Annotated in this window: 23 protein-coding genes; 10 read left to right on the top strand and 13 right to left on the bottom strand. The window is 72.5% G+C overall.

The annotated features are described in order from the left end of the window. Positions 1 to 320: 320 nt before the first annotated feature. The 5 genes from ASG49_RS15215 to ASG49_RS15235 are packed head-to-tail and all read right to left on the bottom strand — an operon-like array spanning position 321 to position 5,856. Positions 321 to 1,745 carry an FAD-binding oxidoreductase gene (locus tag ASG49_RS15215; protein ID WP_056543420.1) on the bottom strand — a complete coding sequence of 475 codons (1,425 nt, stop codon included), beginning with the start codon at positions 1,743 to 1,745 and terminating at the stop codon, positions 321 to 323. Beyond that, positions 1,742 to 2,566 (bottom strand): ABC transporter permease, encoded by an 825-nt coding sequence (locus ASG49_RS15220; protein WP_056543424.1) that lies wholly within the window; start codon positions 2,564 to 2,566, stop codon positions 1,742 to 1,744. Before ASG49_RS15220 ends, ASG49_RS15215 begins: the two co-directional genes overlap by 4 nt. Continuing rightward, a complete protein-coding gene (locus tag ASG49_RS15225; protein WP_056543426.1) occupies positions 2,563 to 3,480 on the bottom strand; it encodes an ABC transporter permease in 918 nt (305 codons plus the stop codon). Before ASG49_RS15225 ends, ASG49_RS15220 begins: the two co-directional genes overlap by 4 nt. Further along, positions 3,477 to 4,673: an ABC transporter ATP-binding protein gene (locus ASG49_RS15230; protein WP_082534187.1), complete on the bottom strand. Its 1,197-nt coding sequence runs from the start codon at positions 4,671 to 4,673 to the stop codon at positions 3,477 to 3,479. The genes ASG49_RS15225 and ASG49_RS15230 overlap by 4 nt, the downstream gene beginning before the upstream one ends. Then, a complete protein-coding gene (locus ASG49_RS15235) occupies positions 4,657 to 5,856 on the bottom strand; it encodes a PotD/PotF family extracellular solute-binding protein (RefSeq protein WP_056543428.1) in 1,200 nt (399 codons plus the stop codon). Before ASG49_RS15235 ends, ASG49_RS15230 begins: the two co-directional genes overlap by 17 nt. Positions 5,857 to 6,029: 173 nt before the next feature. Here ASG49_RS15235 and ASG49_RS15240 point away from each other — a divergent pair, with 173 nt between their 5' ends. From ASG49_RS15240 to ASG49_RS15250, 3 genes are all read left to right on the top strand, one after another. Beyond that, the gene (locus tag ASG49_RS15240) at positions 6,030 to 6,506 is read left to right on the top strand and encodes an Lrp/AsnC family transcriptional regulator (RefSeq protein ID WP_056543430.1); all 477 of its coding nucleotides are present in this window, start codon (positions 6,030 to 6,032) and stop codon (positions 6,504 to 6,506) included. A gap of 1 nt (position 6,507) precedes the next feature. After that, on the top strand, positions 6,508 to 7,914 hold the full coding sequence (locus ASG49_RS15245) for an FAD-binding oxidoreductase (RefSeq protein ID WP_056543434.1): 1,407 nt from the start codon (positions 6,508 to 6,510) through the stop codon (positions 7,912 to 7,914). A gap of 62 nt (positions 7,915 to 7,976) precedes the next feature. Beyond that, complete coding sequence (locus tag ASG49_RS15250; protein WP_235562119.1) at positions 7,977 to 8,486, top strand: Lrp/AsnC family transcriptional regulator; 510 nt, start codon at positions 7,977 to 7,979, stop codon at positions 8,484 to 8,486. A gap of 9 nt (positions 8,487 to 8,495) precedes the next feature. Here ASG49_RS15250 and ASG49_RS15255 read toward each other — a convergent pair whose 3' ends face one another. Further along, positions 8,496 to 10,148, bottom strand: coding sequence for a long-chain fatty acid--CoA ligase (locus tag ASG49_RS15255; protein ID WP_056543437.1), 1,653 nt, complete (start codon positions 10,146 to 10,148; stop codon positions 8,496 to 8,498). A gap of 122 nt (positions 10,149 to 10,270) precedes the next feature. Here ASG49_RS15255 and ASG49_RS15260 point away from each other — a divergent pair, with 122 nt between their 5' ends. Continuing rightward, positions 10,271 to 12,079 carry a gamma-glutamyltransferase family protein gene (locus tag ASG49_RS15260; RefSeq protein ID WP_369814236.1) on the top strand — a complete coding sequence of 603 codons (1,809 nt, stop codon included), beginning with the start codon at positions 10,271 to 10,273 and terminating at the stop codon, positions 12,077 to 12,079. 36 nt (positions 12,080 to 12,115) lie between these two features. On the opposite strand, the gene ASG49_RS15265 is transcribed toward ASG49_RS15260, so the two are convergent. From ASG49_RS15265 to ASG49_RS15275, 3 genes are read right to left on the bottom strand one after another with little or no spacing between them, the layout of a single operon-like run. Further along, on the bottom strand, positions 12,116 to 12,943 hold the full coding sequence (locus ASG49_RS15265) for an ATP-binding cassette domain-containing protein (RefSeq protein ID WP_056543439.1): 828 nt from the start codon (positions 12,941 to 12,943) through the stop codon (positions 12,116 to 12,118). A 49-nt stretch (positions 12,944 to 12,992) separates the two neighbouring features. Beyond that, on the bottom strand, positions 12,993 to 14,054 hold the full coding sequence (locus ASG49_RS15270) for an ABC transporter permease (RefSeq protein WP_056543442.1): 1,062 nt from the start codon (positions 14,052 to 14,054) through the stop codon (positions 12,993 to 12,995). Between the two features lie 44 nt (positions 14,055 to 14,098). Then, positions 14,099 to 15,178, bottom strand: coding sequence for a substrate-binding domain-containing protein (locus tag ASG49_RS15275; protein WP_056543445.1), 1,080 nt, complete (start codon positions 15,176 to 15,178; stop codon positions 14,099 to 14,101). Between the two features lie 260 nt (positions 15,179 to 15,438). Between ASG49_RS15275 and ASG49_RS15280 the strand changes: the two genes are divergently transcribed. Continuing rightward, entirely contained in the window at positions 15,439 to 16,455 is a 1,017-nt protein-coding gene (locus ASG49_RS15280; protein WP_056543448.1) for a LacI family DNA-binding transcriptional regulator, read from the top strand. Positions 16,456 to 16,472: 17 nt separating this feature from the next. Here the strand turns inward: ASG49_RS15280 and ASG49_RS15285 are convergent, their stop codons facing one another. Next, positions 16,473 to 17,432 (bottom strand): DNA-3-methyladenine glycosylase, encoded by a 960-nt coding sequence (locus ASG49_RS15285; RefSeq protein ID WP_056543451.1) that lies wholly within the window; start codon positions 17,430 to 17,432, stop codon positions 16,473 to 16,475. Positions 17,433 to 17,496: 64 nt separating this feature from the next. Between ASG49_RS15285 and ASG49_RS15290 the strand changes: the two genes are divergently transcribed. Continuing rightward, entirely contained in the window at positions 17,497 to 19,038 is a 1,542-nt protein-coding gene (locus ASG49_RS15290; protein ID WP_056543454.1) for an ATP-dependent DNA ligase, read from the top strand. 179 nt (positions 19,039 to 19,217) lie between these two features. Here ASG49_RS15290 and ASG49_RS15295 read toward each other — a convergent pair whose 3' ends face one another. After that, positions 19,218 to 19,982 (bottom strand): phosphatidylcholine/phosphatidylserine synthase, encoded by a 765-nt coding sequence (locus tag ASG49_RS15295; protein ID WP_235562120.1) that lies wholly within the window; start codon positions 19,980 to 19,982, stop codon positions 19,218 to 19,220. Between the two features lie 100 nt (positions 19,983 to 20,082). On the opposite strand from ASG49_RS15295, the gene ASG49_RS15300 reads away from it, so the two are divergent. Beyond that, positions 20,083 to 20,529 carry a GtrA family protein gene (locus ASG49_RS15300; RefSeq protein ID WP_056543459.1) on the top strand — a complete coding sequence of 149 codons (447 nt, stop codon included), beginning with the start codon at positions 20,083 to 20,085 and terminating at the stop codon, positions 20,527 to 20,529. 37 nt (positions 20,530 to 20,566) lie between these two features. Further along, complete coding sequence (locus ASG49_RS15305) at positions 20,567 to 21,244, top strand: TetR/AcrR family transcriptional regulator (RefSeq protein WP_056543462.1); 678 nt, start codon at positions 20,567 to 20,569, stop codon at positions 21,242 to 21,244. A 37-nt stretch (positions 21,245 to 21,281) separates the two neighbouring features. Here ASG49_RS15305 and ASG49_RS15310 read toward each other — a convergent pair whose 3' ends face one another. After that, positions 21,282 to 22,562 (bottom strand): acetyl-CoA C-acetyltransferase, encoded by a 1,281-nt coding sequence (locus ASG49_RS15310; RefSeq protein WP_056543465.1) that lies wholly within the window; start codon positions 22,560 to 22,562, stop codon positions 21,282 to 21,284. 165 nt (positions 22,563 to 22,727) lie between these two features. On the opposite strand from ASG49_RS15310, the gene ASG49_RS15315 reads away from it, so the two are divergent. Further along, positions 22,728 to 24,065 carry a 3-oxoacyl-ACP reductase gene (locus tag ASG49_RS15315; protein ID WP_056543469.1) on the top strand — a complete coding sequence of 446 codons (1,338 nt, stop codon included), beginning with the start codon at positions 22,728 to 22,730 and terminating at the stop codon, positions 24,063 to 24,065. Then, the gene (locus ASG49_RS15320) at positions 24,065 to 24,940 is read left to right on the top strand and encodes a MaoC/PaaZ C-terminal domain-containing protein (RefSeq protein WP_082534188.1); all 876 of its coding nucleotides are present in this window, start codon (positions 24,065 to 24,067) and stop codon (positions 24,938 to 24,940) included. The genes ASG49_RS15315 and ASG49_RS15320 overlap by 1 nt, the downstream gene beginning before the upstream one ends. Here ASG49_RS15320 and ASG49_RS15325 read toward each other — a convergent pair whose 3' ends face one another. Further along, positions 24,941 to 26,248: a VCBS repeat domain-containing M23 family metallopeptidase gene (locus ASG49_RS15325; RefSeq protein ID WP_162244533.1), complete on the bottom strand. Its 1,308-nt coding sequence runs from the start codon at positions 26,246 to 26,248 to the stop codon at positions 24,941 to 24,943. Positions 26,249 to 26,327: the final 79 nt, after the last annotated feature.

Genomic DNA, 26,327 nt, shown 5'->3' on the forward strand with positions numbered 1-26,327 from the left:
CGCTGAAAATGGGCGTTCATGTTGTCGTGGCTGGGTCCGTTTGAGTGCCTGTTCCAAACCGGCGGCGTCTCGACGCCGGGCACAAACATCGACATGGGATTCGTTGAGGCCAAGCCCGTCCCGCGCACCACGCTGAATGGCCTCGCCGTCAGTCGCGATGAGAGTCTGCCGCCCGCGGCGGGCTGATGCCTAGACCGCGGCATCGACGCGTAGCGACAGCTTCGCCCGAGGATCGGGCTCAGTAGCGAGCGACTCAGCCCGATCATCGGGCTCTTGGCAGCGACATGCGACAGCACCGATTTGCCTTAGCGCGTCCGACCTCAGCTGTCGAAGCCCAACCCCAGCGCACCCGTCGCCCGCAGCCACAGGTTCTCCCGGCCGCCGTTGGCGTCGGCCGCGGCGAGGGAGCGGCGGGTGGCCTCGATGCCGGCCCAGCGGATCGGCTCGGGAGGGAAGGGGACGGGCTTGGTGCGGACCATCTCCAGGCGGGTGCGGGGGGTGTCGAGGTCGCCGAGGAGGTCGAGGACGACGTCGCCGGCGAAGCGGGTGGCGCCGACGCCGAGGCCGGTGAAGCCGGCGGCGTACGCGACGCGGCCCTTCATGGCGGTGCCGTAGAACGCGGCGAAGCGGGTGCAGGTGTCGATGACGCCGCCCCAGCGGTGGCTGAAGCGCACTCCCCCGTCGACGGCGTCGCGGCCGGCGAGCTGGGGGAAGACGGTGAAGAACCGCTCCGCGAGGGTCTCGTACGTCGCCGCACGGTGCTCGTACGCCGACCGGATGCCGCTGCCGTAGTGGTAGACCGCGTCGTAGCCGCCCCACAGGATCCGGCCGTCGCGGGTGGTGCGGGCGTAGATGAACTGGTTGCCCGCGTCGGAGTAGCCCTCGCGCCCGTGCCAGCCGATCGCGTCGCGCTGCGCGGCGGTGAGGGGCTCGGTCATCAGCACGTAGTCGTAGACCGGGACGGTCATCAGCCGCAGCCGCCGCAGCAGCGACGGGTAGGCGTTGGTCGCCAGCACCACGTGGCGCGCCGCGACCGGGCCTGCCTCTGTGGACAGGGCCACCCCGGAGCCGCTGGCGGACAGACCAAGCACCCGCGTGCCCTCGCAGATGCGTACGCCGCGCGCCAGGCAGGCCGCGCGCAGCCCCCACGCCAGCCGGGCCGGCTCGAGCATGGCCGACCCCGGGTCGTGGAAGGCCGCGAGGCCCGTGGCCGTGCCGATGCGCGACCGCAGCGCGTCCTGGTCGAGCCAGGCGACGTCGAGGCCCATCGACTGCATCGCCGCGTGCTCGCCCTCGGCCCACTCCACCTGGTGCGGCTCGTTGGCGATCGCGAGCGAGCCGGTGCGGACGAAGTCGCAGTCGATGTCGTACGCCGCCACGGTGCGCTCGATGCCGTCGAGGTTCTCGTGGCCGAGCTCGAGCAGCTCCGACATCTCGTCGGGCCAGCGCGCCATCCCGTTGCCGAAGCCGTGGGTCAGGCTGGCCTCGCAGAAGCCGCCGTTGCGGCCGCTCGCCGCGTGGCCGCAGGTCTCGGCCTCCAGCACCAGCACCGAGCGGCCGGGGTCGCGCTCGACTGCCCGCAGCGCGGTCCACAGGCCGAGGTAGCCGCCGCCGACCACGACGAGGTCGGCCGCGGCCGGGCCGTCGAGGCCGGGCAGGGCGTCGGGGCGGGCGGGGTCGTCGAGCCAGTAGGCGCCCGGTCGGGCGTCGCGGAGCGCGTCCGCGATGACGGAGGGGTGGGTCACCCGGCGAGCACCCGCTCCTGCCGGCGGCGGCGTACCTCCACCGCCACGACGATGACGACCGAGACCAGGAACATCACGGTGCCCACCACGTTGACCTGCATCGGTACGCCGCGCTGCGCCACGCCCCAGACGTACATCGGGAACGTGGTCGTGTTGCCGGCGTTGAGGTTGGTGATGATGAAGTCGTCGAAGGACAGCGAGAACGACAGCAGGGCGGCGCCCAGGATGCCCGGGAACACCAGCGGCAGCGTCACCCGCCGGAAGGTCTGCACCTCGGTCGCGTAGAGGTCCATCGCGGCCTGCTCGAGGTTGTCGTCGAGCCCGGCCAGCCGTGCTCGCACGGTGACCACCACGAAGGACAGGCAGAACATGATGTGGGCGATCAGGATCGTCCAGAAGCCCAGCCGACCGCCGAAGCCCGCCGCGACGAACAGCGCCAGCAGCGAGGAGCCCATCACGATCTCGGGCGAGGCCATCGGCAGGAAGATGCCGAGGTTGGCAGCGCTGCGGCCGTGGAAGCGGTGGCGCACCAGGGCGAAGGCCATCAGCGTGCCGAGCAGCGTCGCCACGACCGTGGCGAGCAGCCCGATCTGGATGCTGCGGCTCAGCGCGCCGCACATGCCGTCGGCGGCGCACGGGTTGGCCCAGTTCTTCAGCGTGAAGCCGTCGAAGCGGTAGATCAGCCGGCTGTCGGGGTCGTTGAAGCTCATCAGCACCACGACGAAGATCGGCACGAACATGTAGAGCAGCACGAGCAGGCCGCCGGCGAGCACGAGGTGCGAGCCGACCCACCGGCCGAGTCGCTGGAGGGGTCCGTTCACAGCAGCTCCTCCGTCCCCGCGCGGCGTACGTAGACCAGGACCAGCACCAGGATGAGCAGCATCAGCATCACCGAGAGCGCGCCCGCGACCGGGTAGTCGCCGGCGTCGGTGAACAGGTTCTGGATGACGTTGCCGATCATCCGCTGGCCGGGGCTGCCGAGCAGCTGGGCGTTGATGTAGTCGCCGACCGCCGGGATGAAGGTCAGCAGCGTGCCCGACACCACGCCGGGCAGCGACAGCGGCCACGTCACCTTGAAGAAGCCGACGAACGGGCGGGCGTAGAGGTCGCCGGCCGCCTCGACCAGGCGGGGGTCGATCTTGTCGATGCTGGCGTAAAGCGGCAGCACCATGAACGGCAGGAAGTTGTAGACCAGGCCGGCGATCACCGCGACCGGGGTGGCCAGCAGCCGGCCGTCGGCGCCGAGCACGTGCAGGAACTGCAGGGTGTCCACCACGAAGCCGTCGTCGCGCAGCAGCAGCTTCCACGACAGCGTGCGGACCAGGAAGCTGGTGAAGAACGGCGCGATCACCAGGATCAGCATCAGGTTCTTCCAGCGGCCCGCCTTGAAGGCGATGGCGTAGGCCAGGACGTAGCCGAGCACGAGGCAGATCGCGGTCGCCACCGCGCCGTACCAGAGCGAGCGGACCAGCGGGCGCCAGTACTCCTGGATCGCGGTGACGTAGTTGCCGAACGCCCACGACATGTCGTAGCCCTCGAGCACCGAGCCGCCGGGGTCGTAGAGGCTGGTGGCGAGCAGCGAGTAGAACGGCACCACGAAGAACACCGCGAGCCACAGCGCGCCCGGCAGCAGCAGCCAGTAGCCGGTCAGGTTGCGACGGGGCCGCTTGGCGGGCGGGGCCGGCTCGGGAGTGGGGGCGGACGACCCGGCGGGCCGCGTCGCGGTCGCGGTCACGACGGCAGGTCCGACCGGTCGGTCCCCGCCGAGGCGTCCTGCTCGTGGTCGAGCAGGAAGGCGTAGTCGGGTCGCCACGAGACGTCGACCGACTCACCGGTGCGGAACAGCCGACGACGGCCGGTGTTCTGCTCGAAGACCTGCAGCTCCTGGCCCCAGGGCATCCGGACGAGGTACTGCGTGGAGACGCCCACGAAGCTGACGTCGCTGATCACGCCGCCCGGGATGCTGTTGCCCGGGGCGTCGATGACCTCGCCGACCTCGGCGATGAGCACCTTCTCGGGCCGGATGCCGACCCACGCGCGGTGGCCGGCGGTGGTCTCGAGGTGGGCCCGGGCGCTCGGCACCGAGACCACGGTGCCCTGCATGTCGACCTTGACCACGTCGCCCTCGCGGCCGGCCACGGTGCCCTCGATGAGGTTGGACTGGCCCAGGAAGTTGGCCACGAAGGTGGTGCGGGGGTTCTCGTAGAGCTCGGCCGGGGCACCCATCTGCTCGATCACGCCGGCGTTCATCACCGCGACGGTGTCGGCCATGGTCATGGCCTCCTCCTGGTCGTGGGTGACGTGGACGAAGGTCAGCCCGACCTCGGTCTGGATGCGCTTGATCTCGATCTGCATCGAGCGGCGCAGCTTGAGGTCGAGCGCGCCGAGCGGCTCGTCGAGCAGCAGCACCTCGGGGTTGTTGATCAGCGCCCGGGCCAGGGCGACCCGCTGCTGCTGGCCGCCGGAGAGCTGGGCCGGCTTCTTGCGGGCCTGCGACTCCAGCTCGACCAGGGCGAGCATCTGCTCCACGGCCGGCTTGACGTCCGATCGCTTGCGGCGCCGCAGCCCGAAGGCGACGTTCTCGAAGATGTCGAGGTGGGGGAAGAGCGCGTAGTTCTGGAACACGGTGTTGACCGGGCGCCGGTAGGGCTTCTCCCAGGTGATGTCGCGCTCCCCCAGCGTGATCGTCCCCGAGGTGGGCGTCTCCAGGCCCGCCACCATCCGCAGCGTCGTGGTCTTGCCGCAGCCCGAGGGGCCGAGCAGCGCGAAGAACGACCCGCTGGGGATGTCGAGGTCGAGCGACTTCACCGCCGTGAAGCTGGCGAACTCCTTGGTCAGGCTGCGCAGGTGCAGCCCGCCGCCCGTCCTGCCGCCCGTCCCCCGGTCGTCGCCGGCGCCTGCCGTCGGGGCCTCAACCACCTGTGACATCGGACCACTCTCCTTCGTACTGCTGGTTCTGTCGCTCGTCGAGGGCCATGAAGTCGAAGGTGTCCTTCAGCTCCTCCTCGGTGGGGAAGATGAGCCGGTTGTCGACCAGCGAGTCGTCGATCTTCTCCATCTCCTCGCGCGCACCCTCGACCGGACAGATGTAGTTGACCCAGGCGGCGAGCTGGGCGGCGTTCCTCGGGTCGTAGTAGAAGTCGATCCAGGACTCGGCGTTCTCCTGGTGCTGGGCCTTGTTGGGCACCAGCATGTTGTCGCTCCAGAGGTTGAGCCCCTCCTCGGGCACCACGAACTTGATGTCGGGGTTCTCGAACTGCGCCTGGATGACGTCGCCGGACCATGCCTCGCAGGCCACGATGTTGCCGGCGGTGAGGTCCTGGATGTACTCGTTGCCGGTGAAGGCCCGGACGTGGCCGCCGCGCACGACCTTGCGCAGGTAGTCCAGCCCGTCCTGCCACTGGTCCTCGGTGAAGTCGTCGGGGTCGCCGCCGGTCACCTTGATGACGAAGGCCATCGTGTCGCGCATCTCCGAGAGCAGCGTGACCTTGCCCTTGAGGTCGGGCCGGGTCAGCAGCGCCTCGAAGCTGCCGACCTCCTTGGTCAGCTTGGCGTTGTAGGCGATGCCGGTCAGGCCGCTCTGCCAGGGCGCGGAGTAGGTGCGGTCGGGGTCCCAGGCGCGGTCGCGCAGCGCGGGGATCAGGTTGTCGTGGAGGTTCTGGACCCTGCTGCGCTCCAGCGGCTGCACCCAGCCGAGGTCGATGACCCGGGCGGCCATCCAGTCGGTGAGCACCATGATGTCGCGGTCGATCGCCTGGCAGTCGCCGAGCTGGTTGCGCACCTTGGCGAAGAACTCCGCGTTGTCGCTGACGTCGTCGGTGTAGTCGACCGTGATGCCGGTCTGCTTCTCGAACAGCTGCAGCGTGCTGACGTAGTCCTTCTCCGGCGGGTCGATGTAGGCCGGCCAGTTGGAGACGATGAGGTCCTTGGCGCGGGCCGACACGTCGGCGGCCTTGCACGTGCGGGGGTCCTGCATCGCCGAGGGAGTGCCGAACAGCGGCAGCACCGCGACGCTGCCCAGCGCGAAGGCGCTCGCCCCCGCCCCCTTGAGGAACGTACGCCGCGACAGCGGGCCCTGGGACCCACCGCCTGCCCGTCGGTTGCCTACCACCCGGTCCTCCTCGTCGTCCGCGGCACACCTTCACACGACAGCACGCCCAGTGACAAGGGATTCCGTCGTGGCGACACACGATCGCCACGGAAACGTCACATCCGAGGTGTCGGGAGCACGGAATGAGGCGTCTCAGGCTTGCCGATGGCCCGGGCGGACGACACCATGGCCCCATGACGGACAGGCCCGTGACCCGGGGGAACGGTCTCATCGACGACGTCTCCAAGTCGATCATCGAGCAGCTGCAGCAGGACGGCAGGCGCTCGTACGCCGCGATCGGCAAGGCCGTGGGGCTCTCCGAGGCCGCGGTGCGGCAGCGGGTGCAGCGGCTGACCGACGCCGGCGTGATGCAGATCGTCGCCGTCACCGACCCGCTCCAGCTCGGCTTCGGCCGTCAGGCCATGGTCGGCATCCACGCCGACGGGCCGGTGCAGCCGGTCGCGGACGCGCTCGCGGAGATGGACGAGATCATCTACGTGGTGATGACCGCCGGCGGCTACGACGTGCTGTGCGAGGTGGTCAGCGCCAGCGACGAGGAGCTGCTCGACCTGGTCGCGCGCCGGATGCGGGCGGTGCCCGGGGTGCGGTCGACCGAGACCTTCATGTACCTCAAGCTGGCCAAGCAGACCTACTCGTGGGGCGTGCGCTGAGGTGACCCCGCCGACGCCGAGCCCGCCGTCGTACGCCGACCTCTCGCTGTGGCACGCCACCCTCGGCGAGCCGCTCGTGCCCCGGGCCTCGCTCCCCGGCTCCACCGAGGCCGACGTCGTGGTGGTCGGCGCCGGCCTGACCGGGCTGTGGACCGCCTACTACCTGGCGCGCGCCGACCCGACGCTGCGCGTCGTGGTGCTGGAGCAGGAGATCGCCGGCTTCGGCGCGTCGGGTCGCAACGGCGGCTGGTGCAGCGCGCTGTTCCCCACCTCCTGGGACGCGCTGGTGGCCGCGGGCGGGCACGACGGCGCGCTGCGGCAGCACCGCGCCATGCAGGAGACCGTCCGCGAGGTCGGCCGGGTCGCCGCCGCGGAGGGCATCGAGGCCGACTACGCCCGGGGCGGCACCGTCACCCTGGCCCGCTCGGCGGTGCAGCTGGAGCGGCTGCGCGAGGCCGTCGACACCGCCCACGGCCGCGGGTTCACAGACGACGACGAGCGGCTGCTGGACGCCCGTGAGGCCCGGGTGCTGCTCGACGCCGACGGCGTCGTCGGCGGCACCTTCACGCCGCACACGGCGGCCGTGCACCCGGCCCGGCTGGTGCGCGGCCTGGCCCGCGTGGTCGAGGCGGCCGGGGTCCGCGTCCACGAGCGGACGCGCGTCACCCGGATCGCGCCGGGGCTGGTCGAGACCGACCACGGCACCGTCCGCGCCGCCCACGTGGTGCGGGCCACCGAGGGCTGGACCGACCGGCTCGCCCCGCGCGCGGTGGTGCCGGTCTACTCCCTCATGGTCGCCACCGAGCCGCTCGACGAGGCCACCTGGGCCCGGATCGGACTGCACGACCGGCCCACCTTCACCGACGGCCGGCACCTGATCGTCTACGGCCAGCGCACGGCCAACGGCCGGCTGGCCTTCGGCGGCCGCGGGGCGCCGTACCACTTCGGCAGCCGCGTCCACCCGTCGTACGACGCGGAGCCGCGGGTCTTCGACGACCTCGAGCGCACCCTGCGGGACCTGCTCCCCCAGCTCGGCGACGCCGCGACCGGGGTGCGGTTCACCCACCGCTGGGGCGGCCCGCTGGCCATCGCCCGCGACTGGGCCGCCTCGGTCGGGCTGGACCGCACGACCGGGCTCGCCTGGGCGGGCGGGTACGTCGGTGACGGCGTCTCGACCACCAACCTGGCCGGCCGCACGCTCGCCGACCTGATCACCGGCACCGCCAGCGACCTGGTCGACCTGCCGTGGGTGCAGCACCGCAGCCGTCGCTGGGAGCCCGAGCCGCTGCGCTGGCTGGGCATCAACGCGGGGCTCCGCGCCATGACCCTGGCCGACGCCGAGGAGGAGCGCACCGGACGCAGCAGCCGGCTGGCCCGGCTGATGGCGCCCCTCACCGGCGGGCACTGACCGGGGGCACTGACCGCTCGGAAACCTCGTCGGCCGGGCCCGACCGGTGGGACACTCGCCAGGTGATCAAGGGTGAGCTCGTGGCCGAGGGAGCGTCGGTGGTGACGCCGACGCGGCCGCCGCAGGCCCGGATGGACCCCGAGAGCAAGGCCATCGTCGGGCTGCTCCAGCGTGACGGCCGCCGGCCCTACGCCGAGATCGCCGACGAGCTCGGGCTGACCGAGCTCGAGGTCGAGCAGCGGGTGCGCCGGCTCCAGGACGCCGGACTGCTCCAGATCACGGCCGTCACCGACCCCCTCCAGATGGGGTTCGCCCGCCAGGCGATGCTCGGCGTGACCGTGTGCGGCGTGCCGCCCAAGGTCGTCGCGCGGTCGGTCTCGGAGATCCCCGAGGTGTCCTACGTCGTGCTCACCGCCGGCGGCTTCGACCTGCTGGTCGAGGTGATCGGCACCAGCGACGCCCACCTGCTCGAGCTGGTCACCCTGATCAAGCCGATCGACGGCGTGACCGCGATCCAGCCCTTCCTCTACCTCGAGCTGCACAAGCAGACCTACACGTGGGGCGTCCGCTAGACCCCGCTGCTAGACCTGCTTCACCTCGACCTCGCCGTCGGCGTACCACTTGCGGATGACCTTCTTGTCGAACTTGCCGACGCTGGTGCGCGGCACCTGGTCGATGAAGGCCCACGAGTCGGGCAGCTGCCACTTGGCGAAGTCCTTGGCAAGGAAGTCGCGCAGCTGCTCCGGCGTCAGCGACGCGCCCTCGCGCACCACCACCGAGGCCAGCGGGCGCTCGTCCCACTTCTCGTCGGGGATCGCCACCACCGCGGCCTCGACCACGTCCTCGTGGGCCATCAGCGCGTTCTCCAGGTCGACCGAGCTGATCCACTCCCCGCCCGACTTGATGACGTCCTTGGAGCGGTCGGTGAGCGTGATGAAGCCGAGCTCGTCGAGCTTGCCGACGTCGCCGGTGCGCAGCCAGCCGTCGTGGAACTTCGCCCCCGCCTCGGGGTCGTCGGAGCTGTAGTAGGCGCCGGTCACCCACGGGCCGCGCACCTCCAGCTCGCCCACGGCGGCGCCGTCGGTGGCCATCGTCTCGCCGCTGTCGGAGACGATCCGGCCCTCGACGCCGCACAGCAGCCGCCCCTGGGTGGCGCGGTAGTGCCACGCCTCGTCGGTCTCCTCCTCCACGCCCAGCGGCGGCCGACCGGCGGAGGCGACCGGCGAGGTCTCGGTCATCCCCCACGCCTGGCGCACCTCGATGCCGTGCTTGGACCACAGGCCCTGCTGCAGCGACAGCGGCACCGCCGACCCGCCGCACAGGATCAGCCCCAGCGACTCCGGCTTGGACTCCGGGTGGGCGTCGAGGTAGCCCAGCACGTCGTTCCACACCGTCGGCACCGCACCGGAGACCGTCGGACGGGAGGCCTGCATGAACCGGCACAGCGGCTCGGCCTGGAGCCAGCGGTCGGGCATGCACAGCGACGCGCCGCTCATCAGGGCGGCGTACACCAGCCCCCACGCGTTGGCGTGGAACTGCGGCACGATCGGCAGCACCCGGGAGTGGGCGTCGAGGCCGGCGACGGTGCCGGTCCAGATCGCCATCGAGTGGAGGTACGCCGACCGGTGGCTGTAGACCACGCCCTTGGGGTTGCCGGTGGTGCCGCTCGTGTAGCACATCGCCGCCGCGTCACGCTCGTCGAGCTCGGGCCAGTCGAAGGTGTCCGGCTGCTCGTCCAGCAGCGCGTCGTACAGGTGGACCTGCTTGCCGGAGGCCCGCAGCGCGTCGAGATCGGCCTCGGCCGCCTCGGGCCCGGCGACCAGGACGTGCTCGACGGTGGTCATCTCCCCCAGGTGCGGCGCCAGCAGCGGGACCAGGGACCCGTCGACGATCACCACGCGGTCCTCGGCGTGGTTGGCGATGTAGACGAGCTGGTCGGCGGGGAGCCGGATGTTGAGGGTGTGCAGCACCGCGCCCATCGACGGCACGGCCAGGTAGGCCTCGAGGTGCTCGGCGTTGTTCCACATGAAGGTGCCGACGCGCTGGTCGCCGTCGATGCCCAGCGCGCGCAGCGCCCCGGCCAGCTGCGCGACGCGGGTGCCGAGCTCGGCGTAGGACATCGAGCGGGTGCCGTCGGCCGTCGCCGTCACCACCTCGGAGTCCCGGTGCACGGTGGTGCCGTGGCGGGTGATCATGCCGATGGTGAGCTGGACGTCCTGCATGGTGCTGCGCATCGTGGGTCCTTCCCGGGTGGGTCGCCGCCTGGTGGTCGTGGTGGTGGTGGCGGCGGTGGGTGGACCGAAGCCTGTCCCACCGCGGGGCCGATGACCAGACCCTTCCTCCTAGGGTCGGGCGGGTGACCCCCTTCACGACACGTCCCACCCTGTCCGGCAGCTTCGGCATGGTCTCCTCCACCCACTGGCTGGCCTCCCAGTCGGCGATGCGGATGCTCGAGCTCGGCGGCAACGCCTTCGACGCCGCCGTCGCGGGCGGGTTCGTGCTGCACGTCGTGGAGCCGCACCTCAACGGCCCCGGGGGCGACCTGCCCGCCCTCGTCTCGACCGTCGACGACCCGCGGCCACGGGTGCTGTGCGGGCAGGGCCCCGCGCCCGCGGCGGCCACCGCGGAGGCGTTCGCGCGGATGGGCCTGGACCACGTGCCCGGTTCCGGACCGGTCGCGGCGGCCGTGCCGGGGGCGGTGGACGCCTGGCTGCTGCTGCTGCGCGACCACGGCTCGCTGCCGCTGGCCACGGTGCTGGAGCCGGCGATCGGCTACGCCCGCCAGGGCCACCCGTTGCTGGCCCGGACCGCCGCGACGATCGAGCGCGTGCGCGAGCTGTTCGTGCGGGACTGGCCGACCTCGGCGGCGGTCTGGTTGCCCGGCGGCGAGGTGCCGGTCGCGGGCGAGCCGTTCACCAACCCGGCGTACGCCGCGGTGCTGGAGCGCCTCGTGGAGGTCGCCGGCGCGGCCGGCGACGACGTCGCGACGCAGGCGCAGGCCGCGCGACGCGAGTGGGGCGAGGGGTTCGTCGCCGACGCCGTCGAGGCGTTCGCCGACCGCCGGTTCCGCCACGCCGACGGACAGCTGCTGCCCGGGCTGGTGCGGGGCTCCGACCTGGCGGCGTACAGCGCCACCTGGGAGCCGGCGACGGTGATGGAGTGGCACGGCGTGCAGGTCGCCAAGACCGGGCTCTGGGGTCAGGGGCCCGCGCTGCTGCAGGTGCTGGCCGTGCTCGACCGGCTGGCCGAGACCCACGGGCCCGACGTCCTCGACCCCGACACCGAGCTCGGCATGCACGCGGTGGTCGAGGCGTGGAAGCTGGCCATGGCCGACCGCGAGGCGTGGTTCGGCGAGGCGGCGCCCGTCACGGTCGAGCAGCTGCTGGACCCGGCGTACGTCGCGGATCGGGCCGCCCTCGTCGGGCAGCGTGCCGACGCCGGGCTGCGACCGGGCTCCCCCGGCGGCCTCGAGCCGCGGCTGGCCGGGCACGTGCGCCGCCTGCTCGCGGGCGAGGCGACCGGCCGCGCCGCCGACGTCACCACCGGCGAGCCGACCGTCGAGCGCGACGGCGCCACGCGTGGCGACACCTGCCACCTCGACGTCGTCGACCGCTGGGGCAACATGATTTCCGCGACCCCGAGCGGGGGCTGGCTGCAGTCCTCCCCCACGATCCCCGAGCTCGGCTTCTGCCTGGGCAGCCGCTCGCAGATGTTCTGGCTCGACGCGGGACTGCCCGCCTCGCTCGTCCCCGGCGCCCGGCCACGCACCACGCTGACGCCCACGCTGGTGCTGCGCGACGGTCTGCCCGTGCTGGCGTGCGGCTCGCCCGGCGGCGACCAGCAGGACCAGTGGCAGTCGCTGTTCCTGCTGCGCCACCTCGTCGGCGGCCAGGGACTGCAGGAGGCCGTCGACGCGCCGATGTTCCACACCGATGCCTTCCCCGGCTCGTTCCACCCGCGCACGATGGCGCCGGCGTCGCTCTCGGCCGAGGACCGCGTCGACCCCGCGACCCTCGAGGCGCTGGAGCGACGCGGCCACGTCGTCACCCGGGAGGGGCCGTGGTCGCTCGGCCGGATGTGCGCGGTCGCCCGCGACCCCCGCACCGGGCTGCTGGCGGCCGCGGCGAACCCCCGCGGCATGCAGGGGTACGCCGTCGGCCGCTAGCCCGCCGCAGCAGGGGCGGTCTGCTCCCCGGAGGGCTCAGCCCCGGACGCTGCCGGGGGTGTCCTGCAGGGTCGTCGCGCCGGTCATGATCGCCACCGCCTCGCTCGGCGTGTGGGTCTTGGGCGTGATGATGCCGGCGCAGCGGCCCAGGCGCTGGATGTGGATCCGGTCGGCCACCTCGAACACGTTGGGCATGTTGTGGCTGATCAGGATGACCGGGAGGCCGCTGTCGCGGACCCGCTCGATCATCTGGAGCACCTGGTTGGTCTCCTTGACGCCCAGCGCGGCGGTCGGCTCGTCGAGCACGATCAGCTTGGTCGCGAACGCCGCGGCGCGGGCCACGGCCACCGCCTGGCGCTGGCCGCCCGAGAGCGTCTCCACCGGCTGCGCCATGTTCTGCAGGGTGCCGATGCCCAGGTCGGCCATCGACTTGCCCGCGCTCTCGCGCATGCCCTTGTGGTCGAGCATCCGGAACACCGAGCCGAGTGGGCCGGACCGGCGCATCTCGCGGCCGAGGAACATGTTGGCCGCGATGTCGAGGGCGGGGGCCACGGCGAGGGTCTGGTAGACGGTCTCGATGCCGGCCTCGCGGGCGTCCTGGGGACGCTTGAAGCTGACCACCTCGCCGTCGAGCCGCACCTCGCCCGCGTCGGGCACGATCGCCCCGGTCGCGGCCTTGATGAGCGTCGACTTGCCGGCGCCGTTGTCGCCGATGATGGCGAGCACCTCGCCGGGGTAGAGGTCGAAGTCGACCCCGTCGAGGCCGACGACGCGGCCGAAGGTCTTGACCAGCCCGCGGGCCGACAGCACCGGCGCGCGGCCGTCCTGGCGACCGGCGTCGGTCTCGGGGGTGGTGGCGGTCATGACAGGGCCTCCGGGATGGGGGTGAGGAGTGCGGACGCGGGGCGGGCACTCATGCGCGCACCTTGCGGATCCACTGGTCGATCGAGACAGCGATGATGACGAGCAGGCCGATGGACAGCACCCGCCACTGGTCGTCGACGCCGGCCAGCGAGAGGCCGGTGCGGAAGTAGCCGACGATGAGGGCGCCGAGCAGCGTGCCCAGCAGGGCACCGCGGCCACCGAACAGGCTGGTGCCGCCGATGACGACGGCGGTGATGGACTCCAGGTTGGCGTCGGCCGCGGCGTTGGGGCTGGCCGCCCCGGCTCGCCCGATCAGGATCCAGGCGGTGATGCCGTAGATCAGGCCGGCGATCGTGTAGACGCTCAGGAGCACTCGGTTGACCGAGATGCCGACCAGGCGGGCGGACTCGGCGTCGTTGCCGACGGCGTACAGGTGACGGCCCCAGGTGGTCTGCTTGAGGACGAACCCGATCACGACGTAGAGCAGCACGACCATGAAGACGCCGGTGGTGATGCGCAGGCCGCCCAGGTTGACGATCTCGCCCGTCCAGACCATCAGGTCGGGCATGGCGCCGGCCTGGACGCTCTGGCCGCCGGAGTAGAGCAGCGCCATCGCGGTGAACACCGACAGCGTACCGAGCGTGACGATGAACGGTGGCAGCCGCAGCCGGGTGACCAGCAGGCCGTTGATCGCCCCCGCCGCGGTGCCGACCGCGATGCCGACCAGGACCGCGAGGGGACCGGGCAGACCGCCGTCGGCGCTGAGCTTGGCGCTGAACAGCATCGCCAGGATCGCGATCGCGCCGACCGACAGGTCGATGCCGGCGGTGAGGATGATCAGCGTCTGCCCCACCGCCAGGGCGGCCACGACCGCGACCTGCTGGAGGATCAGCGACTGCGTGCGCAGCGTGCCGAAGTTGGGGTTGAGGTAGGTGAAGACCAGGAAGGACACGACGAGCACCAGCAGCGGGCTGATCGCGGGGTAGGCGTGCAGCACGTGCTGCACCCGCTGGGCCGGCGAGCGCCGGCGCTTGGCGAACTGCTCCGCCGCGGTGTTGGCAGGTGGTGCGGGGGTCTCCGCGCCGGGTGTGGCGGGACTGGTGGTGCTCACGTGGCCTCCCTGGCCGAGTGGGGGTGGTGGGTCGGTGCCGGGGCTCAGCCCCAGCAGAGCTCCGTGCCCTTGGCGGTGTCGATCGACTCCACGCCCTCGGCGGGCGTGTCGGTCACCAGCTGGACGCCGGTGTCGTAGAAGTCCAGGCCCTCGGTGGGCTGGGGCGCCTTGCCGCCGTCGGCGATCTTCTTGATCGCCTTCACGCCCAGCTCGGCCATCTGCACGGGGTACTGCTGCGAGGTGGCGCCGATGACGCCGTCCTCGACCGACTTCACGCCGTCGCAGCCACCGTCGATGGAGACGATGAGCACGCCGTCCTCGGAGCCGGCCTGCTGCAGCGCGCCGTACGCCCCGACGGCCGCCGGCTCGTTGATCGTGTAGACGACGTTGATGTCGGGGTTCTTGGTCAGGCAGTTCTCCATCGCGGTGCGCCCGCCGTCCTCGGCACCCGTGGTGGGCTCGTTGCAGACGATCTCGTAGTCGCCGCCGTCGTAGGAGCCGGTGGCGTCCTCGTCGCCGTTCTTCTTCTCGTCCTTGGTGTCGATGCCCATGCCGGAGAGGAAGCCCTGGTCGCGGTCGTAGTCGACCGAGATGATCTTGTCGTTGAACAGGTCGAGCATGGCGATGGTCGCCTTCTCGCCCTTGAGCTGCGACTTGGTCCACTCGCCGATCAGCTCGCCGGCCTTGAAGTTGTCGGTGGCGAAGGTGACGTCGACGGTGTCGGCCGGGTCGGGCGGGGTGTCGAGCGCGATCACGTAGAGGCCCTGGTCGCGGGCCTTCTCGATGGCGGGGTTCACGCCGGGGCCGTTGGGGGTGATCAGGATGCCCTGGTCGCCGCGGGCGATGGCGTCCTCGATGGCGGCGATCTGGGTCTGCTCGTCGCCGTCCTCCTTGCCCGCGGCGGTGGTGATCTTGACGCCGTCGGCCTTGCCGGCCTTCTTCGCGCCCTCCTGCATGGTCACGAAGAAGGGGTTGGAGGAGTTCTTGGTGATCAGGGTGACGCCGACGTCGCCGCTGTCGGAGCCGCTGCCACCCCCGCTGCTGCCGCAGGCGGCCATCGCGAGGCACGAGGCCCCGACCACGGCGGAGACGAGGGTGCGTCGGTGACGCAGGGAGTTCAGCATCGCGAGAGGTCCTTTCGGGGTGGTCCTCGGTGGCGCGACGCCTGATGCGTGCCGTCCGACCGATGACAACGTTGTCTACGAGGGGTTACATTGCGCCTGTCGACGCGCTGTGTCAAGCGTCACAACCGCGTCTGACAAAGTTGTCTAGAGCCCTGGCAACGGCCCCCTAGCCCCTGGAGCCACCCGTGACCCCCGCCACTCCGCCCGCCACTCCGCCGGCCCCGCCCCCCTCCACTCCCCCCTCTGCCGGGCGGGCCACGATGCACGACGTCGCGACCCGGGCCGGGGTGTCGCTGAAGTCGGTCTCCCGCGTCGTCAACGACGAACCGGGGGTCTCCGCGGCGCTGGCCGAGCGGGTACGCCGCGCGGTCGCCGAGCTCGGCTACCGCCACAACCTCGCCGCCAGCAACCTGCGCCGCGGACGGGCCACCGGCGCCATCGGGATGCTGGTGCAGGACGTCTCCAACGGCTTCTGCGCCGAGGCGCTGCGCGCGGTGGAGGACCGCGCCCGCGAGCGCGGCATCGTGGTGATGGCCGCCAGCAGCGACGAGGACGGGCCCCGCGAGCGGGAGGTCGTGGCCGGGCTGGTGGCCCGTCGCGTGGACGGCCTGCTGCTGATGCCCACCTCGCCCGACCTCGGCTGGCTCGCCTCCGAGATCGAGGCCGGTCTGCCCGTGGTCGCCGTCGACCGCCGTCCGGCGGTGCCCGAGATCGACGCCGTGGTGGTCGACAACCGGGGCGCCAGCGCGGAGGCGGTCGGCCACCTCGTGGCCCACGGTCACCGCCGCGTCGCCCACCTCGGCGACACCGCGACCATCATCACCGCGGCGGAGCGGCTGGACGGCTACCGCTCCGCGCTCCGCGCCACCGGGGTGGTGCCCGACCCCGACCTGGAGCTCACCGGGCTGCGCTCCCGCGAGGCGGCGCGCGACGCGGTGCTCGCCCTGCTCGACCTCCCCGACCCGCCCACCGCGCTGTTCGCGGCCCGCAACGTGATCTGCGAGGGCGCGGTGCTGGCGCTGCAGCAGCGCGGGCTCACCCACCGGGTCGCGCTGGTCGGCTTCGACGACCTGCCGGTCGCCGAGATGCTCGACCCCGGCATCACCGTGGTCACCCAGAACCCCCACGAGATCGGCACCCGGGCGGTCGACCTGCTGCTGCGTCGGCTCGACGGCGACACCTCGGCCTGCACCACCGAGGTGGTCCCCACCTCGCTGATCCGCCGCGGGTCGGGCGAGATCGCCGGCCCCGAGCAGGCACGGGCGGTGGGCGCCTGAGCCCACCGGACGGGGGCCTAGCGGCGTACGGGCAGGTGGCGACGCGGGGCCATCTTCGCGCCGCGGCGCGGACGCACCAGCCCGGCCAGCTCGACCAGCCGCTGCACGCGGTGGCGGTGGCCGGCGTACGGCGCGAGCAGCTCGGCCATCTGCTCGTCGGTGGTGCCGTCGCGACCCGTCAGCGCCCACCCGACGTTCTCGGCCACGTGGTAGTCGCCGAAGCTGACCGAGTCGGCGTCGCCGAGCGCCCGCGAGCGGACCTCGGCACTGGTCCACACCCCGATGCCGGGCAGCGTGCGCAGCCGCCGGTCGAACTCCGTCGGGTGCTCGCGGCCGGCCCGCTCCAGCGCCGTCGCGACCCGGGCGGCGTGCATCAGCGGACGTGACCGCGCGCCGTCGACGTGGCAGGCCAGCCACTCCCACGAGGGCACGGCACGCAGCTGCGCGGGCGAGGGCTGCACCCACAGCCGCACCTCCGGCTCGGGCAGCGACGGCGGGCCCGGGGCCCGCTCGCCGAACCGGTGGACCAGCCGCCGGAAGCCGGCGAACGCCTCCTGGCCGGTGACCTTCTGCTCGATCACGGCCGGCACCAGCGACTCCATCACCAGCCCGGTCGCCCCGAGCCGCCAGTGGCCGTAGCGCCGCCAGGCGTGGGCCAGCGGCTCCGGCGGCACGAACCCGCTCGGGTCGTCGTCGGCGCCGAGCATCCGGGGCACGGAGTCGAGCAGCCACTCCGCTCCGCTCCCCCACGCGGTGGCGTGCACCTCGCCGTCGTGAGGCCGGGGCAGCAGCCGGAGGGTGGCCGGTCCCTCCGGCGTGCGCACCCCGCGCCAGGTGGCGCCGGCGGCCGTGGTGCGGAAGGTCGGGTCGCCGGAGCCGCGGCGATGGGTGGAGAGCACCAGCGGGACCGGGCAGGGCCACCCCGGCCGCCAGACCCGGGTCCGGCCCGGGTGCGCGTCGGAGGAGCCGGCTGCCATGCCAGCAGCGTAGGCCGCCCCTCTGTCAGGACCCCTTGTCAGGACCGACTGCCACGATGGCCCCATGCTGCTCGCCCGCATCGTCGAGGTCTCCGCCGAGGTCGCCGCCACCCGCTCGCGCCTGGAGAAGCGCCGGCTGATCGCCGACCTGCTCCGGGAGGCCCGGGGCACCGAGGAGACCAGCGCGGCCGACGAGGTCGAGCTGGCCGCGACCTACCTCTCCGGCACGCTGCGGCAGCGCCGCACCGGCCTGGGCTGGCGCGCACTGGCCGACCTGCCCAAGCCCGCCGCCGAGCCCTCGGTCGAGGTGACCGAGGTGGACGCGACGCTGCAGGAGCTGTCCTCGATGGCCGGCAGCGGCTCGTCCACCGCGCGACGCGCGGCCGCCGCCGCTCTCTTCGCCCGGCTCACGGCGCCGGAGCAGGAGTTCCTGCGGGCGGTCATGACCGGCAACGTGCGTCAGGGCGCCCTCGACTCGGTGATGCTCGACGCCATCGCGGCCGCCGCCGACGTGCCCCTGGAGGAGGTGCGCCGGGCCGCGATGTTCAGCGCCCCCACCGGCCCGATCGCCGCTGCCGCCCTCACGGGCGGACCCGCGGCGCTGCAGCGCTTCGAGCTGCTGGTCGGCCGTCCCGTGCGCCCGATGCTGGCCGGCACCGCCCCCGACGTCGCCGCGGGGGTCGACAAGGTCGCGGCCGGCCAGGCGCTCGCGGTCGACACCAAGCTCGACGGCATCCGGATCCAGGTCCACCGCCGGGGCGACGACGTCGCGGTGTTCACCCGCAGCCTCGACGAGATCGGCGAGCGGCTGCCGGAGGTGGTGGAGGTCGCACGGTCACTGCCCGGGGGCGACCTCGTCCTCGACGGCGAGGCGCTCACCCTCGACGCCCAGGGCCGGCCCCGTCCGTTCCAGGACACCGCCTCGACGACCGCGACCCACACCGGAGCCACCGGCATCCGGCCGTTCTTCTTCGACCTGCTGCTCGAGGGGTCCGACTCCTTCATCGAGCGTCCCACCCACGAGCGCCTCGCCCGCCTCGACGAGGTGGTCCCCGAGGAGCACCGCGTCGCCCGGCTGGTCACCGACTCCCCCGACGAGGCGCAGCGGTTCTTCGACGACGCGGTCGCCGCGGGCCAGGAGGGCGTCATCCTCAAGCGCCTCGACGCGCCGTACGACGCCGGCCGCCGCGGCTCGGCCTGGGTCAAGGTCAAGCCCCGCCACACCCTCGACCTCGTCGTGCTCGGCGTCGAGTGGGGCAGCGGTCGCCGCGAGGGCTGGCTGTCCAACCTCCACCTCGGCGCCCGTGACGACCGCCCCGGCCACGACGGCTTCGTGATGCTCGGCAAGACCTTCAAGGGCATGACCGACGAGATGCTCACCTGGCAGACCGAGCGCTTCCTGGGCCTGGAGACCCGGCGCACCCGCGGGACCGTCTTCGTCGACCCGGTCCAGGTCGTCGAGATCGCCTTCGACGGGGTGCAGCGCTCCACCCGCTACCCCGGCGGCGTCGCGCTCCGCTTCGCACGCGTGCTGCGCTACCGCGACGACAAGCCGGCCGCCGAGGTCGACCCGCTCTCGCGGCTGCTCGAGCTGCGCGACGGCTGAGCCGGACCCCGGCCCGATCTCCGAACACCCGGACCCCGTCGTACGGCGTGTCGCGTGCCTGGCGTTCGGAGACGGCGGATTCCCAGGTTCGCCTGGGAAACCGGCGCTGCGCCGGGGCCCCAGCTCCGGCGGAGCAGCAGGACTCCCGGGCACGTGGGGGCGGACCCGGGGCGGTGGCGTCAGGCCCCGGCCGGTGCGGCCGCAGCGACGGAGCGGCGGCGCTGCAGCGTGAGGTAGATGCTGAGCACGACGTAGTAGGCGACGTAGACCAGCGAGACCGCGAGCCAGATCGGCGAGGGGTCGGGCAGCTGGGCCAGCAGCACGGCGTACGCCACCAGCCAGACCGTGGTGAGCAGCAGCGTGAGGGCCTGCAGGGTGTCGGTGCGCGAGGGGTAGACGTAGCCGACGGGGACGAAGACCAGCACCGTGCACACCAGGATCAGCACGGTCACCGCGGTCAGGCCGAGGTCCATGACCACGACGTAGAAGGCCAGGATGTTCCAGTAGCTGGGGAAGCCGGTGAACAGGTGGTCCTCGGTCTTGGCGTCGGTGCGGCAGAACTGGAACGCCGAGGCCACGAGCGGGACGATCGCCAGCACCTGCGCCCAGGTGCCCTCGCCGAGGTAGCCCGCGCTCCAGAGCAGCACCATCGGGGTGAAGGCGTAGGTCAGGTAGTCGACGATGTTGTCGAGCAGGGCACCGTCGAACCACGGCACCACCTCCTTGACGCGCACGTGGCGCGCCAGCATGCCGTCGGTGCCGTCGATCACCATCGCGACGAGGCCCAGCCACAGCGCGCGGACGGTGTCGCCCTCGATCACCGCGACCACGGTCAGCAGCGCGAAGGCGACGCCCGACATCGTGTAGACGTGCACGGCCCAGGCCGCGGCGACCGCGCCGGGTCCCGGACGCGCCGCGTGATGGTCGTGCTGCGTGGCGTCCACACGTCTCCTCGGTCGGCCCTGATGGCGCCCGAGGGTATCGCGGGCGCCGGACCGCACACCGGACGCGCCCGCCTGCGCGTCGGTCACTACGCTCCTCCGGGTGGACGGCGCGACGAGGCAGCAGCAGCGCCACCCGCTCGTCCAGCTCGCGGTGTTCGCGTGCGTCGGTGGCGCCTTCAACGTGCTGTACGCCGGCCTCTACCTGCTGCTGCGCCAGGTCTGGGAGGCCCAGCCGGCCAACGCGGTGGCGCTGGTGCTCTCCACGCTGGCCGGCACCTGGGGCCACCGGCGGATCAGCTTCGGGGTCCGCGATCCCGCCCACTCGGTGCGTCACCAGGTGCTCGGGCTGGCGCTGCTCGGGTTCAGCCTCGCGGTGACCGCGGGATCGCTGGCGCTGCTGGAGGCGCTGGTGGACGAGCCGTCGCAGACGGCCGAGGCGGCGGTGCTGGTGGCGGCCAACTTCGGCTGCGGTCTGGTGCGGTTCGTGACCTTCCGGGTGGCGATGCTCCCCCGCGACGTACGCCGCAGACGCGCTGCCGCTGCGTGAACAGCTGTGTAAACAGCAGTTGCACTACCATCGCCAGATGACCACCACCCGCACCTCGACCCGGCAGCCGGCTGCTGCGCGGCGCCGGGCCCGCGAGCGGGAGATCCTGGCCGCCACCCGCGAGCTCTTCGACGAGTCCGGCGTGCGCGACGCCCAGATCGAGGACATCGCCCGGGCGGTGGGGGTCAACCGGGCGATCATCTACCGCCACTTCAGCGGCAAGGAGGAGCTGTTCGCGCTCACCCTGGTCAGCTACCTGGAGGACCTCGAGGCGCGGCTGCGCGAGGCGGTGGGGTCCCGGAGCACCGCCGAGACGCGGCTGGTGGCGGCGGTGGAGGCGTTCGTCGACTTCGGGGTCGAGTTCCCCGCCTTCGTCGACTGCGCCCAGACCCTGATGCGCCGCCGCGGGCCCGAGCTGCTCGAGGAGATCAGCGAGAGCGCGATGTTCCGGCTCGGTCGCGGCATCTCCTCGTGCCTGTCGGTGCTGCGCGAGGTGCTCGAGGACGGCACCGCGTCGGGCGCGTTCGCGGTCGAGGACCCGACGCTGCTCGCCAACCACATGTACGCCAGCGGCCTGGGCGCGCTCCAGCTCGCCCGCGTCGGGATGCTCGTGCGCGAGTCCTCCCCCGGCGTGCCCGCGATCGCCCCGGTCTCCGCCGACGACGTCAAGGCCTACGTCGTGGCCACCGCACAAGCACTCGCCGCCCGCCCCTGACGGGACGGACGGCGAGGAGGCTGCGGGGCGGGAGGCCCTACTTCTCCAGGATGGCGGTCACGCCCTGGCCGCCCGCGGCGCAGATCGAGATCAGGCCGCGGCCCGAGCCCTTCTGGTGCAGCAGCTTGGCCAGGTTGGCCACGATCCGGCCGCCGGTCGCGGCGAACGGGTGGCCCGCGGCCAGCGACGACCCGTTGACGTTGAGCTTGGCGCGGTCGATGGAGCCCAGCGGGGCGTCCAGGCCCAGGCGCTCCTTGCAGAACACCGGGTCCTCCCAGGCCTTGAGGGTCGAGAGCACCTGCGAGGCGAAGGCCTCGTGGATCTCGTAGAAGTCGAAGTCCTGCAGGGTCAGGCCGTTGCGCTCGAGCAGCCGCGGGACGGCGTACGCCGGGGCCATCAGCAGTCCCTCGCCGCCGTGCACGAAGTCGACGGCCGCGGTCTCGGCGTCCACGAAGAAGGCCTGCACGGTGAGGCCGTGCTCGGCCGCCCACTCCTCGGTGCCGAGCAGCACCGCCGAGGCGCCGTCGGTGAGCGGGGTGGAGTTGGCGGCCGTCATCGTGGCCGCCTCGCCCTTGCCGAAGACGGGCTTGAGCTTCGCGAGCTTCTCCAGCGAGGAGTCTGGGCGCAGGTTCTGGTCGCGCTCGAGGCCGTTGAAGGGGGTGATGAGGTCGTCCTGGAAGCCGGAGTCGTAGGACGCCGCGAGGCGGTGGTGCGAGGTCGCTGCGAGCTCGTCCTGCGACTCGCGGGTGACCTGCCACTCCAGGGCGGTCAGGGCGGCGTGCTCGCCCATCGACAGGCGCGTCCGGGGCTCGCCGTTCTGCGGGACCTCGATGCCGATGTCGCCGGGGCGGATGGCGCCGAGCGCCTTGACGCGCCCGACGTTGTCCTTCTGCTGGTTGACCTTGATCAGCTTCTTGCGCAGCTTCTCCGAGATCGCGATCGGGGCGTCGGAGGTGGTGTCGGTGCCCCCGGCGATGCCGGAGTCGATCTGGCCCAGGGCGATCTTGTTGGCGACGTAGATCGCGGCCTGCAGCCCGGTGCCGCACGCCTGCTGGAGGTCGTCGGCCGCGGTCTCGGGGGCCAGCTGCGAACCCAGCACCGACTCGCGGGTGAGGTTGAAGTCGCGGCTGTGCTTGAGCACCGCACCCGCGACGACCTCGCCGAGGCGCTGGCCCTGCAGGCCGTAGCGGGTCACCAGCCCGTCGATGGCCGCGGTCAGCATCTCCTGGTTGGAGGCCGAGGCGTAGACCGAGTTCGAGCGGGCGAAGGGGATCCGGTTGCCGCCGAGGACGGCGACGCGGCGCGTCTGGGACTGCATCAGGTGTGCTCCTAGGTCGAGGCGAACGGCTTCATCCTGCCCTCCCGGTGGGTCAGGATGAACGTCGTGAGTGCCACGTCACGAAAAGTGGACGGCGAGTTACACCCGTCGTTACCTTGGTGGCGTACTGACGAGTAGTAAGCCCTCCCACCCTAGAGGATCGTGATGTCGGACCGGTACCAGTTCTTCACCTCCACCCCCGTCGGCAAGCTGGTCGTCAAGAACCTCGGCCTGCCCGCCCCCACCCCGTTGGAGCGGTGGAGCGAGGGTGCGCCCCTGGTCGACGGCACCGTCGTGACCGGCGGCGAGGGCCGGCTGTCCAAGGACCTCGTCGTGGCGCTGGACAACCTCGGCATCGCTAACCTCGGCCTGGCCGTGGAGGGTCAGCGCTACAAGGGCCTGGTCTTCGACGCCACCGGGCTGACCTCGGCCGACCAGCTGGTCGCGCTGCAGCAGTTCTTCACCCCGCTGATGCGCAGCCTCACCAGCTGCGCCCGCGTCGTGGTCCTCGGCACCGTCCCGGACCAGACCTCCGGCGCCGGCGAGCGGATCGCCCAGCGCGCCCTGGAGGGCTTCACCCGCTCGCTGGGCAAGGAGATCGGCAAGGGCAGCACCGTCAACCTGGTCTACGTCGCCCCGGGTGCCGAGCGGGCCCTGGAGTCGACACTGGCCTTCTTCCTCTCGCCCAAGAGCGCCTACGTCTCGGGCCAGGTCGTCCGCATCGGCGCCACGGGCGCCGTGGAGGCCGAGCCCGTCGCCGACCAGGCCCGCCCGCTGGCCGGCCAGGTCGCCATCGTGACCGGTGCCTCGCGCGGCATCGGCGAGCAGATCGCCCGGGTGCTGCACCGCGACGGCGCGAAGGTCCTCGGCATCGACGTGCCCCAGGCCGCCAGCGAGCTGCAGGGCGTGATGCGCGAGATCGACGGTGACCACCTCGTCCTCGACATCACGGCCAAGGACGCGCCGCAGCGGATCGCCCAGCACGTCAAGAACACCTACGGTCAGGTCAACGGCGTGGTGCACAACGCGGGCATCACCCGTGACAAGAAGCTCGCCAACATGGCCGAGGACCGCTGGTCCTCGGTGATCGCGGTCAACCTCACCGCCCCCGAGCGGATCTCGCGCGAGCTGCTCGAGCAGGGCCTGGTGGCCGCCAACGGCCGGATCGTCGGGGTCTCCTCGATCGCCGGCATCGCGGGCAACGTGGGCCAGACCAACTACGCCGCCTCCAAGGCCGGCGTGATCGGGCTCGTGGACAGCCTCGCCCCCGAGCTCGAGGGCGGCATCACCGTCAACGCCGTCGCCCCCGGCTTCATCATCACCCAGATGACCGCGGCCGTGCCGTTCGCGACCCGCGAGGTCGGCCAGCGCATGAACGCGATGTCGCAGGGCGGGCTGCCGGTCGACGTCGCCGAGGCGATCGCGTGGTACCTCTCCCCCGGCTCCACGGGCGTCAACGGCAACGTCGTGCGCGTCTGCGGCCAGATGATGCTGGGCGCCTGATGACGGACCGGACGATCCAGGGCCAGCCCGGCGGCCTCGGCACCATGCTCAAGGCGGCGCTGCCGGTGCTGCCCGGGGTCAACCTGGTGCCCGGCGTGGCCAAGAAGGGCGGCGAGCTGCCGGACCTGCGGCTGCACCGGCGCGACGTGGCGGTCGACCCCGCCCACGTGGCGGCGTACGCCCGGGTCTGCGGCTTCGAGCCCCGCCAGACGCTGCCGTTCACCTACCCCCACATGCTGGCCTTCGGCCTGCACATGGGGATCATGACCGACGCCTCGTTCCCGTTCCCGGCCATCGGGACGGTGCACCTGGCCAACCGGATCACCGCCCACCGCCCCCTCGCGCCGACCGAGCGGCTCGACGTCGACGCCGAGGCCCGCGACCTGAGGCCCCACCCCAAGGGCCGGGTCTTCGACCTGGTCACCACCGTCAGCTCCGGCGGCGAGGTGGTGTGGGACTCGACCTCGACCTACCTGCGCGTCGGTCGCGGCGACGACACGGCGAAGCCCACGGGCGAGCCGTTCGACGTGGTGCGCGGCACCGGCCTGGTCTGGCGGCTGCCCGGCGACCTCGGCCGGCGGTACGCCGCGGTCTCGGGCGACCACAACCCGATCCACCTCTACCCGCTGACCGCCAAGGCCTTCGGGTTCCAGCGGCAGATCGCCCACGGCATGTGGACCAAGGCACGGTGCGTCGCGGCCTTCGCCAACCGGCTGGGTGACGCCGGCACGGTCGAGGTGGAGTTCAAGAAGCCGGTGTTCCTGCCCGGCACGGTCGCCTTCGGATCGCGCACCGTCGAGGCGGGCCTCGACTTCTCCCTCACCGACCCGCGCAGCGACAAGCCCCACCTGGTCGGGCGGGCGCGCCGCGCCTGATCAGCCGCGGGGCGTCCCGTAGGGGACGACCTGGGTGACGAAGCCGGCACCCTCGGGCACCCGGAGGTGGAAGCTGGCCGTGCTCGGTCGCCACACACCGAGGTCGTCGGTGCCGTCGCCGTTCCAGTCGCCCACCACCGGACGGTCCCCCGGACTGCCGAAGGTCACCGTGCGGGTGGTGTACGACGTGCCGCTGGCCACGCGCAGCCGCCACGTGGCGGTGCTCGACCTGAACGCACCGACGTCGGTGGTGCGGTTGCCGTTCCAGTCGCCGACCACCGGCTGCTCGCCCGACAGGCCCCACACCACGCGGGTCGTCGCGTGGTCGGCGGCCCGCAGCGTGAAGCTCCGGTCGGACCAGCGGTACCAGCCGAGCTCGGCGAGTCCGTTGCCGTCCCAGTCGCCGGCGAGCGGCTCGTCGTGGATGCCGCCCACGGTGACGGTCGCGGTGGCGCCGCTGCCGCCCCGCAGCTGCCAGGTCGACCTCCCCAGCTGCTTGGTGCCGACCTGGGTGATGCCGTCGCCGTTGAAGTCCCCCGCCAGCGGGGTGTCGCCCGGCTTGCCCCAGAGCAGCGACTGGGTGGTCGGCTGGGTGCGGAGGTAGAACCGGCCCGAGGCGGCCGCGGGGCGCCACACGGCGGGCTCGTCGACGCCGTTGCCGTCGAAGTCGCCGGCGAGCGGCCGGTCGCCGCAGCTCTTCGACGCGCTGGTGGACCCGAGGACGAAACGGGTGCGGGCGAACCAGGGCGCGAAGTAGCCCCCGTCGCGACGCTCCTCGAAGTGCAGGTGCGGCCCGGTGGAGCCGCCGGTCGTGCCGACGTAGCCGATGAGGTCGCCCTGGTCGACGACCTGCCCCACCGTGGCCGCGATCGCGTTGAGGTGGGCGTAGAGCGTGGTGTAGCCGCCGCCGTGGTCGACGATGACGTAGCGGCCGTAGCTGGTGGTCAGCGAGCGGGTGAGGACGACCACGCCCGGCGCCGCGGCGAGCGCGGGCTTGCCGAGGTCGTCGGGCGTGTTGAAGTCCACCGTCCACGAGCTCGGCGAGTGCGAGGCACGGCTGCTGCCGGTCCAGGTCTGGCCGCACGGGAACGGCATCTCGAAGTCGGGTCCGGTGGCGGGGGTCGCACTGACCGTCCGCGCCGAGCTCGGGCCCATCCGGCCCTGCCCGTGGGCGCGGGTGTCGCCCGCACCGTCGGCGCCCGTCGCCGCCGGGGTCGCGGCCAGCCCGCTGCCCAGCGCCAGGGCCGTGACCAGGCCGAGGCCCAGGAGTCGGCGCGCAGCCGTGCGGCTACGTCGGGGGTCTGACATCGCGAACCACATCCGTCACTCGAGCCGCACTGGTGCCCAGAAAGTAGCCCACGTCACGGCGTGTCGTCTTGCGTGTGAC

Origin of the sequence: Marmoricola sp. Leaf446 (genome assembly GCF_001424755.1) — a bacterium.
Taxonomy (GTDB): Bacteria; Actinomycetota; Actinomycetes; order Propionibacteriales; family Nocardioidaceae; genus Marmoricola.